The organism is Streptomyces sp. NPDC092296 (genome assembly GCF_044755465.1).
Lineage (GTDB): Bacteria > Actinomycetota > Actinomycetes > Streptomycetales > Streptomycetaceae > Peterkaempfera.
On sequence record NZ_JBIVRB010000007.1, the window covers coordinates 163,849 to 177,337 of the forward strand.

Here is a 13,489-nt window from a genome sequence, read left to right on the forward strand (position 1 = left end):
CGGTCGATAGGATTCCGCACGTCGGACGCAACATGGAGAGTCGGGGTGGGCATGGTGCCACGGGAGTACGCCGGACCGAACCTGAAGGCGGCGTCGAACGACGAACCGCCGGTTGATCTGCGTACCGGGATCGCGCATCCCGCTCGGATGTACGACTACTTCCTGGGCGGCAAGGACCACTTCCCGGCGGACCGGGAGGCGGCGGAGCGCGCGCTCGCCGCGCACCCGGTGGTACGGGAAGCCGCGCGGGCGAACCGGGCCTGGCTCGGCCGGGCGGTGCGGTACGCGGCGAGCACCGGGATACGGCAGTTCCTGGACATCGGCACCGGCATCCCCACCATGGGCAGCACCAGTGAGGTCGCCCATGAGGTGGCCCCCGACGCCCGGATCGTCTATGTCGACAACGACCCGATCGTGCTCACCCACACCCGGGCGCTGCTGGCCCACGCGGACGGCGCGCGCCGGATCTCGGTCCTCCAGGCGGACCTCCGGGAGCCGGAGCGCATCCTCGCGGAGGCCCGCGCCATCCTCGACTTCGACCGGCCGATCGCGCTGATGCTGGTGGCGATCCTGCACTTCGTCCCGGACGACGACGACCCGCTGGGCATCGTCCGCTCGCTGCTGGCCGAACTCCCCGCCGGGAGCATGCTGCTGCTCAGCCATGGGACCTCCGACTTCGCGACGCCCGAGCAGCTGGCGGGCGTGAACGAGGCGTACCGCAAGTCGACCGCGCCGGGCGTGTCGCGCAGCCGCGAGGAGCTGGCCGCGCTCTTCGCGGGCTTGGAGCTGGTGGAGCCGGGCATCGTGCAGCAGCCGTGGTGGCGGCCGGACGGCGAGCTGCCCGCCGGGTCGGAGCAGATCCCGGTCTGGGCCGGGGTCGGCGTCAAGCCGTAGTCACCTCCGGCGCCCGGCAGTCCGGCGCCCGGCAGTCCGGCCAGGGCAGCCGGGCGCATCGGCCGAGCCGGGCCGGGCGGCCGGCGCCGGGTCGGCTTGCCCGGGTCCGGCGGTGGCCGGTGGCGGACTGCCGGAGCGCATCGGTGCCGTACGAGCGCGGGCCGTTGCGCCCGGTCCGGCGTGGCAGATCCGGCGTGGCGGGTCCGGCGTGGCAGGTCGCGCCGGCTAGCCGTCGGCGGGGTCGGGCGGGACGAGACCCGCCGCGAGGGCGTCGGTGAGCGAGCGGAGCAGCTCGTCGCCGGTGGCGGCGGCTCGGGCGAGGGTGCGCTCCAGGGCGTCGAGGCGGCGGAAGGCCCTGCCGTAGCGGCGCTGCTCGCTGAGCGGCAGCCGCAGCAGCTGCATCCGGCGCAGATCCACCCGGGAGGTGGTGGAGGCGTGGGTACCCGCCTGCCGGACATTGGCCCGGCTGCGCAGGCTGCCGGCCAGGAACCAGGGGTCGAGGGCGCCGGGGTCGGGCCGCAGGGCGTTCAGCTGCGGGCCCAGCAGCAGGGGGGTGTCACCGGCGATGCGGGTGGCGGTGCGGTTGGGGGCGACGGCGACGATCACATCACCGGGCCGGGTGACCGTCCAGCCGGGGTCCAGCTCGGCCGCCGGGAGCCAGCCGGCGGAGGCCGGGGTGTCGCCCGCCAGCAGGTCGGCGGCGGACAGCACCCGTACCGCGTCCGGCGGTGCCTCACCGTCGCGGACCAGCGGCTGATGGGCGCCGGACCCCGGGTGCAGCGCCAGGTGCCCGCTGCGCAGCAGGTCGCCCACGGTGACCTGCTGCCGGTGCTGGGCGGCAGCGGCGGGCGGCGGCGTGCCGAGTCGGCGCAGGCCGGTGGCGAGGGCGGCGGCCTCCCGCAGCGCCTCGCCCAGGTCGTCGATCCGGCCGCCGAGGTCGGGGGCCTGGCCTGCGGCGATGCCCTGCGGGAGGTGGCGGGCGGGGGTGAGGTCGACCTCGTCGTCCAGCAGGTCGATGATCCGTACGGCGCGGTGCTCGCCGGGTGCGTCGTCGAGCTCGCCGCCGAGCCGCTCGAAGGCGTGCCAGGCGTCCAGCACCGCGTGGTGCACGGCGGGCCAGTCCAGCGCGGCGCGGCCGTCGGCGGGCGGCTGGGGCTGGGCCCGCGCGGCGGCGTCGACCAGCAGCAGTGAGTCGGGGGCCGGGGCTTCGCCGGGGTTGCGCAGCACCCACAGGTGGAGCGCCACGCCGTGCGGCGGGGCGGCGCCCGGCGGCAGCGCGACCACGGCCCGCAGCGCGCCGCGTTGGAGCAGGGCGCTGCGGATGCGGCGGCCGGCCCGGCGGGCGGCGGCGGCGGGCGGCATCAGCAGGACGGCGGTGCCGCCGGGGCGCAGCCGGGCCAGCGCGTGCTGGACCCAGGCCAGCTCCGACTCGTTGCGCGGCGGCAGGCCGTAGGCCCAGCGGTCGTCCCAGCCGAGTGTGTCGTGGCCCCAGTCGCGCTCGTTGAAGGGCGGGTTGCAGACGACGGCGTCGACGCGGGCGGCAGGGAAGGCGTCGGCGCGCAGGGTGTCACCGACCCGGATCTGCGCTGCCGGCCCGGGGTCGGTCAGCGCCCGCTGTTCGAAGGCGAGGCGTACGGCGGCCAGGGCGGCCGCGGTGGCGTCGGTCTCCTGGCCGAGCAGGGCGGCGGGGCGCTGCCCGGCGGCGGTGCGGCGCAGGGCGGCGGAGAGCAGCGTGCCGGTGCCGCAGGCGGGGTCGAGGACGGCGGGGGCCGGTCCGGGGGCGGTCGGGGGGAGCGCGAGGGCGGTCATCAGGTCGGCGAGTTCGGCGGGGGTGGCGCTGATCTGCCGGATGTGGGTGTCCAGCCAGCGGCCGCGCAGGTACTCGAAGGTCTCGTACGCACCCTCGGCGCGGGCCACCTCGACCGCCCTGGCCACCAGTTCGGCGTCCTCGCTCGCCGGGAGGCCGGGCAGCACGGTGCCGGCGGTGGTGCCGGCGGCGCTGTCGGCGCTGAGGCACCGGGCGCCGACGGCGGCGACGGCCCGGCCCATCCGGTCGCGGTCACCGAGCGCGTCGAAGTGCGGCCAGAGCCATTCGCGCTGGTGGGCGGTGGTGAGCTTGCCCTGGCTCCGCAGCCAGTCCTCCACCTGGGCCAGATCGAACAGCGGGCTGGCGTCGGTGCCCCCGGCCGGGGCCGGGAAGTCCTCGTGCCGCCGCCGCCAGTTGCTGACGGCGGCGCGCCCCACCCCGGCGAGCCGGGCGACCTCGGCGGCGGTCACGGTGACTCTCTGGGGCACGGTATCTCCGGTTCGCTGGGGGTCTGGCGTGAATATACCGACAGCACGCCCAGATGTCGGTAGCGCGATGTTGACTGCGCTCACACCTGCTCGACGCCGGGGCGGCGCCCGATCGCGGGTCGGGCGCCCGTCGGCAGGAGAAGCTTCGGCTGCGGCGGTAGCTTGGCTGATATGGGACCTGGTGGCGGCAGCGAGCACCCGCACCCTACGGGGCTGTGGCGCAGACCGCGTGCTGTCATGGCCTGGCTGCTGGCACTGCCGACCACGCTGCTGCTGTTCGAGGAGCTGATACCGCCGACGGTCATGCTGGGCCCGCTGATGGTGGCCGCGCCCGTCTTCGCCGCGGTGTTCTGCGGGCCGCTGGGCACGCTGCTGCTGTTCGCGGTGACGCTGATCTGCGTCACCGCGGCCGGTTGGCGCAACGACCAGCTGGGCACCACCAACTTCGCCGTGCAGTTGCTCGCGATGATCCTGATCAGTACCGGCGCGGTCGGGGCCGCCGCCGTACGGGCCCGGCGGGAGCGGCAGCTGGCCCAGGCCCGCTGGGTGACCGAGGTGACCCAGCGGACGCTGCTGCGGCCGCTGCCCCGGCGGATGGGCCGACTCGCCTTCTCCTCACTGTATGTGGCCGCCGACGACGAATCCGCGATCGGCGGCGACCTCTTCGCGGCGGCGGGCGTCGACGGCGGCACCCGGGTGCTGATCGGTGACGCGCAGGGCAAGGGACTGGCCGCGATCGACGCGGTGAGCTGCGTACTGGGCGCCTTCCGCCGGTCGACCTGGCACGGCACCTCGCTCCCCGACCTGGCCGACTACCTGGAGACCAGCCTCTCCGAGGAACTGGACGAACTCGCCGGCACCCCGCGGCCGGGCTCCACACAGCCGCGCACCGAGGGTTCGACCCGCGAGGGGTTCGTCACCGCCGCCGTGGTCGAGCTGCCCGACCAGGGCGACCGGATCAGCGTCCTCAACCGGGGCCACCCCCCGCCGCTGATCCTGCGCGGCTCGCAGGTCGTACGGGTGGAACCGGCGGTCCCCGCCCTGCCGCTGGGCCTGGGCGACCTGGACGACAGCCCCGAACTGGTCGACGGGGTGACCTTCCTGGCCGGTGACACCCTGCTGCTGTACACCGACGGCGTCATCGAGGCGCGCGATGCGCAGGGCACCTTCTACCCGCTGACCGAGCGGCTGCCGAACTGGGTCGGGGAGGAGCCGGACGAGCTGCTGCACGCACTCCGCGACGACCTGCTGCACCACACCGGCGGGCGGCTCGCGGACGACGCGGCGATGGTGGCGGTGCGCCGGGTGACGTGACCGGCCCGACGGGGTGCCCCGTACCGCCCGGGGGCGATAGCTTGCCGCCCACACCCAGGCGGAGGAGCGGCATGGCCATCGATTACGTCAAGCGTCCCGGCGGCAGCGGCGGGGGCGGCGGCACCCCGGCGGTGAGCCCGGAACGGCTGCGGGCCACCGCCCCCGGGCTGGTCGACCTGTACAAGAAGGCCCGGATCAGCCTGCACAAGAGCGGCCTGGCCGGGCTGCGGGCCGCCGTCTACCTGGTGCTGGACCGGTCCGGCTCGATGCGTCCCTTCTACCGGGACGGCACCGTGCAGCACCTCGCCGAGCAGGTGCTCGGCCTCTCCGCCAACCTGGACGACGACGGCACCGTACCGGTGGTCTTCTTCTCCACCGGCGTCGACGGCGTCGCGGAACTCACCCTGGGTGACCACACCGATCGGGTCGGCCGGCTGCACGACTCGTACGGGCACATGGGCCGCACCAACTACCACATCGCGATGCAGGCCGTGCTGGACCACTACGCGGCGTCCGGGGCGACCGACCCGGCGTTCGTGATCTTCCAGACCGACGGCGGGCCGACCTCCCGGGCCGCCGCCGAGCGGCTGCTGTGCGAGTCGGCGCGGCTGCCGGTGTTCTGGCAGTTCGTGGGGTTCGGCGACCCGGGGGCGAAGGAGTTCGCCTTCCTGCGCCGGCTGGACGAGCTGCCGGTGCCCGCGAAACGGGTGGTGGACAACGCGGGGTTCACGGCGGCGGGCGCCGATCCCCGGGCGGTGCCGGACTCGGTGCTGTACGACCGGCTGCTGGCCGAGTTCCCGGAGTGGCTGGTCGCGGCGCGGGCGGCGGGCATCGTGCGCTGAGCGGGCCGGGTGCGGACGAGGCCGCACCGCTCGGTGGAGCGGTGCGGCCTGTCGACTGGCGGTGCCGGAGCCGGTGAGGGTTACTCGGCGGCGGGGCGGGCGGTGGCGATGGCCGCGCCGATAGCGTCCTTGATCCTGGGGCCCAGGCGGCCGAAGCCCAGCTCCTTCATGGTGGCGCGGAGCAGCTCGTCGTCGGTGCGCTCCACGCCGTCGCTGTCGATCCAGCGGACCAGGGCGGCGAGTTCGGCGGCGGTGTAGGCCGCGATCGGGCGGCCGGGGGTCAGCGACGGCTTGCGGGGGCGGCGCGGCTTCGCGGCCCGGCGCGGGGCTGCGGCGGCGGGGGTGGGCTCGGGCGCGGGCTCGGTTGCCTTGGGGGCTACGGGCTCGGGCTCGGCTACGGCGGCGGGCTCGGGCTCCGGCTCGGCCTCGACGGCCTTGGCGGCGATGGGCTCGGGCTCGGGCGCGGCGGCGGGCTCCGCGACAGCTTCGGCTTCGGCTTCGGCTTCGGCTTCGGCCGACCCCGCGTCCACGTCGGTGTCGACATCGGTGTCGACGTCGGTGTCGGCGTCGGTGTCGGCGGCCTGGGCGACGGCGGCGCTGTCCAGCGCGTCGTACGCGGCCACCGCCTCGTCCGCGTCCGCCTGACGCTCGGTCAGCTCGGCCAGCAGCGGCCCCAGGTCGGCCGCCTCCAGGCCGGTCCGCAGCTGGTGCAGGGTGGCCAGCCGGTGGAGGGTGCCCTCGTCGGCGGCCAGCGTGTCGAGGAGTTCGGCCAGCTCGGCGAGGGGCAGCGTGTCCAGCTCGCGGCCGGGCAGCAGTCGGCCCAGCTCGCGCAGGCTGGTCTCCATGCCCTGGACGTGCTGGACCAGTTCGTCCAGCACCCCGCCGTCGGTCGGCAGCGCCGGGTCGGAGTCCTCCGCAGCCGCCTCCCGCCATTCGGTGCGGGTGGCGGCGGCCTCGGTCAGGGCGGTGTGCAGGGTGGTCCGGCGGGTCCAGCGGGACACCGCGAGCCGCTTGGCCTGCCGGACCAGGGCGCGGCGCGGGCCGAGGGCCACGCCGCCGACCGCGGTGGCGCCGACCAGTGCGTCCAGGTCGGCCGCGTACGCCCCCGGGCGCAGCGTCTCCAGGGTGGCCGCGACCCGGACCAGCAGGGCGGCGGTGCTGCTCAGCTCGGCGGCGGTGGCCGGTTCGCCCAGCGGGGTGGCGGCGGCCAGGCGCGGTGCGACGGCGCGCAGCGCGGGCAGGTCCCGGCCGCGCAGTTCGGCGAGCGCGGTGGACGCGGCGCGGGCCTCCTCCGGAGTGGTGACGGCGGCGGCCGCGGCGTGCCAGGCGTTGGTACCGGCGGCGAGCGTGAAGCCGCCGAGGGTCGCGTAGCTGTGCAGCTCCTCACGGGGACCGGGGCGGGTCTCACCGTCCGCCGCTGCCGGGGTGACCGGGTCGGCCGCATGGGTGCGGGGCTCGGGGAGGGTGGCGGTCGTGGGGGCTTCTTCGGTGCTGTGTGGCGCAGGCATGTGGAGTCCGGTTCGAGGCAGAGAGATCGACTGGGCTGGGCCAACGAGGTGGTGAGGACGTGGCTGCTGCGGCGTTCCGGCGCGGTGGGGCGCATGGTGCTCCGGGAGGCCGCGATGGACGCCCACAATACGGGTGGCGTACGAGGGCTTGCACGCACCCCGACATTGTGGTGCGCCTTCGTCGTCCACCGCGCCGACGCCGTTCGGCGGGTCGGCCGGCCTCAACTCCCGGTCGGCAATGGCACTCCGGCCTGCTGCGCGATGCGGCGGACCAGCCGGGGCAGCGCGGTGCCGATGGGCTCCCGGACGATCTCCGCCGCCCGTGAGTCGTACGGAGTGGGCTCGGCGTTGACGATGACCAGCCGCGCGCCGCAGGAGACGGCCAGATCGACCAGCCCGGCGGCGGGGTGGACCTGGAGCGTGGTGCCGACCGCGAGGAAGAGTTCGCACGCCTGGGTGAGGGCGCGGGCCTTGGCCAGCACCGCCGGGTCCAGCGCCTCGCCGAACATCACGGTGGCGGACTTGAGGATGCCTCCGCAGGTCAGGCAGGCCGGGTCGGCCTCTCCGGCGGCGACCCGCCCCAGTGCCTCGTCCATCGTGGAGCGGGCCCGGCAGCGGGTGCACTGCACCGCCCGTGCGGTGCCGTGGAGTTCGATCACCTTGCGGTCGGGCAGGCCCGAGCGCTGGTGCAGGCCGTCGACGTTCTGGGTGAGGACGCGCAGCGGCACCCCGGCGCGTGCCAGGTCCGCGAGGGCGCGGTGCCCGGCGTTGGGCTCGGCGTGCAGCGCGGGCGAGTCGCGGCGCAGCTGCCAGGCCCGGCGGCGGATCTCGGGGTCCGCCATGTAAGAGGAATAGGTGACAAGCTTCTCGGCCTCCGGGTCGCGCCGCCACACCCCGTTCGGCCCCCGGTAGTCGGGGATGCCGGAGTCGGTGGAGATGCCCGCGCCGGTGAGGACCGCCACCAGCGGCGGGGCGGCCTGCTGCTCGTCCATGTCCGCCAGGCTAGGACGCCCGCCGTGCGGTGGGCCACCGGATTGCGCCGCCGGCGGCGGGTGCGGCGGCGGCGCGGTGCCCGCACCATGGGGACATGGCGACTCCTATGACGGACACCGAGTGGCGGGCCTTCGTCAGCGAAGGCACCCGCACCGGCAAGCTGGCGACGGTACGGGCGGACGGGCGGCCGCATGTGGCGCCGATCTGGTTCCTGCTGGACGGCGACGACCTGGTCCTCAACACCGGCCGGGAGACGGTCAAGGGCCGCACCCTGCTCCGGGACGGGCGGGTGGCGATGTGCGTGGACGACGACCGGCCGCCGTACTCGTTCGTCCTGCTGGAGGGCCGGGCCGAGCTCAGCGAGGACCTGACGCAGCTGCGCCACTGGGCGACCCGGCTCGGTGCCCGGTACATGGGCGAGGAGCGGGGCGCGGAGTTCGGGGCGCGCAACGGCGTGGCCGGTGAGCTGCTGGTGCGGGTGCGGATCGACAAGGTGCTGGCCCTGCGGGACATCGCGGACTGACCGGCCGCCGGTGCGCGGCCCGCGAACCGGAACGGTGCCGATCACACCGCCGTAACGGTTCTGCGCCCAGTCGTCCACAGCGGTCGGCCCTCCGCCTCCCGGGCCTAGGCTGCCTTCGGCGTCCGCAGGGCGCACCGAGGACACGGGACCGGGCAGCACCACGGGGGAGCAGGGCCGATGAATCCTTTGGAAGCCGACGATCCGGCGGCGATCGGCCCGTACCGGCTGCTCGCCCGGCTGGGCGCGGGCGGCATGGGCCGGGTCTACCTGGCGCGCTCGGCGGGCGGGCGCACGGTGGCGGTGAAGGTGGTCCGCCCGGAGCTGGCCGGGGACGAGGACTTCCGCCGCCGGTTCCGGCGCGAGGTCGCCGCGGCTCGGGCCGTGCAGGGCGTCCGTACCGCGCCGGTGGTCGACGCCGACCGCGACTCGGCCGTGCCCTGGCTGGCCACCGCGTATGTGCTGGGGCCCTCGCTCGCGGAGGCGGTGGCCCGCTTCGGCCCGCTGCCCGCCTCCGCCGTACGGGCGCTGGGCGCCGGGCTGGCCGAGGCGCTGGTGTCGGTGCACGCGGCCGGGCTGGTCCACCGCGACCTCAAGCCGTCGAACGTACTGCTGTCGGCGGAGGGCCCCCGGGTCATCGACTTCGGCATCGCGCGGGCGGTCGACGGTGCCCGGATGACCGGGACCGGGATCGTCGTCGGGTCGCCCGGCTTCATGTCCCCGGAGCAGGCGGCGGGCCAGGAGGTCGGGCCGGCCGCCGATGTGTTCTCGCTGGGCTCGGTGCTGGCGTACGCCGCCACCGGGGAGGGGCCGTTCGGAGAGAGCACCCCGGCCGCGCTGCTCTACCGGGTGGTGCACGACCGGCCGGACCTGGCCCGGGTGCCGGAGGAGCTGCGGCCGGTGCTGGCCGGGTGCCTGGCCAAGGAGCCCGCCGAGCGGCCGACGCCGCAGCAGCTCGCGGCGGTGCTCGCCCCGCAGGGCGTCGACGCGGCGCTGGCCGGCGGCTGGCTGCCTGCGGCGGTGTCCTCGTCGATCGCCTCGCACGCGGCCGAGGTGATGGCGATGGAGACGCCCGCGCACGGCCAGCCTGCGGCGCCGGGCGGTGACCCGGACGGCGGCGGGAGCGACGGCACCGTACGGCTGCGCGCCGCCGAGCCCGCCGAGCCCGCCGAGCCGATCCCGGCCTCGCGCCGCCGCTTCCTGCTGGCCGCGCTCGTCGGCGGCGGGGTGGCGGTCGGCGGTACGGCGGCCTGGGCGTTCACCCGGGGCGGCGGCGGGGCCACGCCCGTCCCCGGGCCGACCGGCTCCCCCAGCGCTTCGCCCGCCCGGCCCAGCCTCAGCCCCACGGCCCGGCCCAGCCGGGCGGCCGGGGTGCCGCCGCAGCCGCTGTGGACGTTCCAGGGCGGCAGCCTCGCCCAGGTCGCGGTGACCCCGTACCGGGGTGCCGTCCACATCGCCGGGGAGCAGGTCACCACCCTGGACGGCGCCACCGGCCGTAAGAAGTGGGACGAGCCGGGGCCCGGCCCCAACCTCCCGGTGCCGATCGCGGTCGGCGCGGGCCTGGTGGTCTACCTGACGGGCGGCGACGGGCAGTTGGTCGCACTGGACGCGGCCACCGGCAGCCACCGCTGGACGTACCGCGAGCCGGCCCGGATCGGGCTGACCACCGTGCTGTGCGCCGACGACCGGGCCGTCTACCTCACCGGCAACCAGTACCCGCTGGACGCCGAGGGACAGCCGGTCTTCGACATCGACGACCTGGACAACCGCGCGATCTTCGCCTACGCCATCGGCGGGCAGAACCCCAGGCAGCTGTGGATGCAGCGCCGCAAGGCCACCGCCGACGACTGGGTGCTGCCGGTGCTCTCCGGCGACCACCTGGTCTACACCGACTCCTCGCACAACGTCGTGGCCCGCAGCACCCGCACCGGCGAGCAGCTGTGGAGCGGCGACGCCGCCGAGGTGCAGATCCCGCCGACCGTCCAGGACGGCACCGTCTACCTCGGCGGCGCGGAACTCCAGGCCCTCGACCTGCGGACCGGCGCGGTGCGCTGGTCGCTGCCGGCCGGCAGCAAGCGGCGCAACGCCTGGGGCCCGCCGCTCGTCGCCGGGGGCACCGTCTACGCCTGCGACGCGACCTACCGGGTCAACGCGCTGTCCGCCGCCGACCGCAGCGTCCGGTGGAGCACCGACAAGGTGGAGTACCCGGGCGACCTGCTCGCCAATGTGCTGATCGGGGACGTGCTGTTCGTGCCCGCGTTCAGCGACGCCAAGGGTGTCTACGCCCTGGACGCCCGCACCGGCGAGGTGCGGTGGAACTTCCGCGACGGCCAGGACCTGGGCCGCGACTGGCAGTTGAGCACCGACGGCGAGCGGCTGTACGCGGTGCACGGCGACCGCGTGTACGGACTGCCACCCGAGTGACGGCCCGTACGGCAACCCCCTAGGCTCGAAGGACACCCCAACTCCGTTCAGCAGGACCCTCCTGCGCACCCGGAAGGCAGGCGGCGCGGCATGAAGCCACTCGAAGCGGCAGACCCGGAGGGCTTCGGCCCGTACCGGCTGGTGGCCAGACTCGGCGCCGGCGGAATGGGCCGGGTCTACCTGGCCCGCAACGCCGGTGGCCGCACGGTGGCCGTCAAGGCCGTCCGGCCCGAGCTGGCCGAGGACGACGACTTCCGCACCCGCTTCCGGCGCGAGGTCGAGGCGGCCCGCTCGGTCGACGGCGCGTACACCGCCCCGGTGGTCGACGCCGACCCGGACGCCGCCACCCCGTGGCTCGCCACCGCGTATGTGCTGGGCCCCTCGCTGGCCGACGCGGTCGAGGAGTTCGGCCCGCTGCCGGAGGAGACCGTACGGGCGCTCGGCGCCGGCCTGGCGGAGGCGCTCGCCGCCGTGCACGCGGCCGGGCTGGTCCACCGCGACCTCAAGCCGTCCAATGTGCTGCTCGCCGCCGACGGGCCCCGGGTGATCGACTTCGGCATCGCGCGGGCGGTGGACGGCAACCGGCTGACGCAGACCGGCATCGTGGTCGGCTCCCCCGGCTACATGTGCCCCGAGCAGGCCGTCGGGCAGCCCATGGGCCCGGCGGGCGATGTCTTCTCGCTCGGCTCGGTGCTGGCCTTCGCGGCGACCGGCGTCGGCCCGTTCGGTGACTCCTCGGCCGCCGCGCTGCTGTACCAGGTGGTTCACGGGCAGCCGGACCTGACACAGCTTCCGGAGTCGCTGCGCTCGCTGATCGCCCCCTGCCTGGCCAAGGACCCCGCCGCCCGGCCCACCCCCGCGCAGCTGTCGGCCGCGCTGGCCCCCGGCGGCGCCGCCCGGCTGCTGCGGGCCGGCTGGCTGCCGGTGCCGGTCGCCTCCGCCATCGCCCGGCACGCCGCCGCCGTGATGGACCTGGATACCCCGGCGGGCGGGCACGCCCCGGCCGCCGACCCCCGGGCACTGCTCGGCCACGCGCCCACCCAGCACACGGCCGCCCCGGACTCCCCCGCCACCATGCAGCTCGGCCGGATCGGCGCCGTACCGCCGCAGGCAGCGGGCCAGGCGCCGCCGCCCGGCTACGGCTATCCGCCGCCGTACGCCCAGGGCCCGGGTGTGCCCCCGCCGCCGCCCCCGTACGCGGGCGGACCCGCTGCCCCGGCGGCCGGCGCCGCCTCCCCGTCCCGACGGCGGTTCCTGGCCGCCGCCGTGTCGGTCGGCGCGGTCGCGGTGGTCGGCGGCGGTACCGCGCTGCTCGTCAGCCGGGACAAGGGCGACAAGGGCGGCGCCACCACGGCCGACGGCAGCAGCACCGGCAGCCCCGCCGCCTCCACCGGCCCGGCGGGCGCGGCGACCCCCGGCGCCGACTCCGCCCTCCCCGCGCAGGCCGACCGCCCCGACGGCGTGGCGCCGAGCCCGGTGTGGACGTACAGCGGCACCAGCCTCACCCACACCCGGCCGACCTTCCACGACGGCACCATCCTGGTGAACAGCGAGTCCGGCATCGTCTGCCTGGACGCCGCCAACGGCACCACCCCCAAGTGGACCTACGAGGGCGTCGCCAACTACCTGACCTCCCCGGTGGTCTGCAACGGCGCGGTGGTCACCCTGCTCGGCAGCGACACCATCGTGGGCATCGACCCGGTCAAGGGCACCCGGGTGTGGCAGCTCAAGGCCGACATCCAGCACTCCTTCAACTTCGTGCTCGGTGCGGACGACACGGCGGTCTACATCACGGGCCAGACGTACGCGACCAAGAACGGCCAGCTCGACATCGGCAGCCACACCAACACCGTCTTCTGCGTGGACCTCAAGACGCAGAAGTTCCGCTGGAAGATCACCCGGGATGTCGGCACCGACCAGCAGCTGCAGTCGGTGCTCGCCGGCAAGTACCTGGTCTACACCGACGACCGGCACAACGTCACCGTGCGGGACACGGCCACCGGCGACCAGCTGTGGACCCGCAAGTCCGGCGACGGCATTCAGTGGCTGCCCTCGGTGCAGGGCGACACCGTCTTCGTCGGCGGCGACCATGTCACCGCCCTGGACATCGCCACCGGCAAGGTGCGCTGGCGGGTCCAGGACAAGGGCGTGCGGGGCTACTCCTCCACCACCGCCGTCGGCGGCACGGTCTACTGCACCGCCATGAGCCCCGACGTGGCCGGCGTCTACGCGTACCAGGCCGCCGACGGCTCACGGCTCTGGTACAGCGAGACCGGCGCGCTGGACGGCAACACCCCCGCCGCGGTGAGCGGCAAGACCGTGTTCGTGGCCGACTTCATCGCCAAGAACGGCCTGCACGCCCTCGACGCGGAGACCGGCAAGCGGCGCTGGGACTTCACCGACGGCAAGGACAAGGCGAGCATCGACCCCTGGCAGCTCTCCTCCGACGGCAAGGGCCACCTGATCGCCCAGCACTTCGACCGGGTCTACCTGCTGCCGGACAGCTGACCCGCCCGCCCCGGGGCGGCGGCGCAGGGTACTCCTTTCGCCTGAAGCCGCCCCGGGGCGCCGCCCGGTTCCACCCTTTCGGGAACCGTCACGGCCCTTCGATCCGTGTTCCCGGCCGAAGGGCAAGGGATAGGATCGATGGGCCCCTGTCCAGAGGGGCGCTGACGTTGACGGGGAACCAGCGATAGCGG

9 protein-coding genes are annotated in these 13,489 nt (G+C 75.5%); 6 read left to right on the forward strand and 3 right to left on the reverse strand.

The features are described 5' to 3' along the window. Positions 1-51: 51 nt before the first annotated feature. Entirely contained in the window at positions 52-894 is an 843-nt protein-coding gene (locus ACIQGZ_RS18575) for an SAM-dependent methyltransferase (protein WP_402603126.1), read from the forward strand. Between the two features lie 225 nt (positions 895-1,119). Here the strand turns inward: ACIQGZ_RS18575 and ACIQGZ_RS18580 are convergent, their stop codons facing one another. Continuing rightward, positions 1,120-3,189, reverse strand: a complete 2,070-nt coding sequence (locus ACIQGZ_RS18580; protein ID WP_402603002.1) for an N-6 DNA methylase — start codon at positions 3,187-3,189, stop codon at positions 1,120-1,122. A 237-nt stretch (positions 3,190-3,426) separates the two neighbouring features. Here ACIQGZ_RS18580 and ACIQGZ_RS18585 point away from each other — a divergent pair, with 237 nt between their 5' ends. Both ACIQGZ_RS18585 and ACIQGZ_RS18590 read left to right on the forward strand, forming a co-directional pair. Continuing rightward, positions 3,427-4,503: a PP2C family protein-serine/threonine phosphatase gene (locus tag ACIQGZ_RS18585; protein WP_402603003.1), complete on the forward strand. Its 1,077-nt coding sequence runs from the start codon at positions 3,427-3,429 to the stop codon at positions 4,501-4,503. Between the two features lie 71 nt (positions 4,504-4,574). After that, a complete protein-coding gene (locus ACIQGZ_RS18590) occupies positions 4,575-5,345 on the forward strand; it encodes a vWA domain-containing protein (RefSeq protein ID WP_402603004.1) in 771 nt (256 codons plus the stop codon). An 80-nt stretch (positions 5,346-5,425) separates the two neighbouring features. Here the strand turns inward: ACIQGZ_RS18590 and ACIQGZ_RS18595 are convergent, their stop codons facing one another. Beyond that, positions 5,426-6,853, reverse strand: coding sequence for a hypothetical protein (locus ACIQGZ_RS18595; RefSeq protein ID WP_402603005.1), 1,428 nt, complete (start codon positions 6,851-6,853; stop codon positions 5,426-5,428). A gap of 221 nt (positions 6,854-7,074) precedes the next feature. Continuing rightward, positions 7,075-7,845 carry an SIR2 family NAD-dependent protein deacylase gene (locus ACIQGZ_RS18600; RefSeq protein ID WP_402603006.1) on the reverse strand — a complete coding sequence of 257 codons (771 nt, stop codon included), beginning with the start codon at positions 7,843-7,845 and terminating at the stop codon, positions 7,075-7,077. Positions 7,846-7,940: 95 nt separating this feature from the next. Between ACIQGZ_RS18600 and ACIQGZ_RS18605 the strand changes: the two genes are divergently transcribed. From ACIQGZ_RS18605 to ACIQGZ_RS18615, 3 genes are all read left to right on the forward strand, one after another. Then, positions 7,941-8,369 (forward strand): PPOX class F420-dependent oxidoreductase, encoded by a 429-nt coding sequence (locus ACIQGZ_RS18605; RefSeq protein ID WP_402603007.1) that lies wholly within the window; start codon positions 7,941-7,943, stop codon positions 8,367-8,369. Positions 8,370-8,546: 177 nt separating this feature from the next. Beyond that, positions 8,547-10,790 (forward strand): PQQ-binding-like beta-propeller repeat protein, encoded by a 2,244-nt coding sequence (locus tag ACIQGZ_RS18610; RefSeq protein WP_402603009.1) that lies wholly within the window; start codon positions 8,547-8,549, stop codon positions 10,788-10,790. Positions 10,791-10,880: 90 nt separating this feature from the next. Further along, positions 10,881-13,298 (forward strand): PQQ-binding-like beta-propeller repeat protein, encoded by a 2,418-nt coding sequence (locus ACIQGZ_RS18615; protein WP_402603010.1) that lies wholly within the window; start codon positions 10,881-10,883, stop codon positions 13,296-13,298. Positions 13,299-13,489 lie beyond the last annotated feature (191 nt).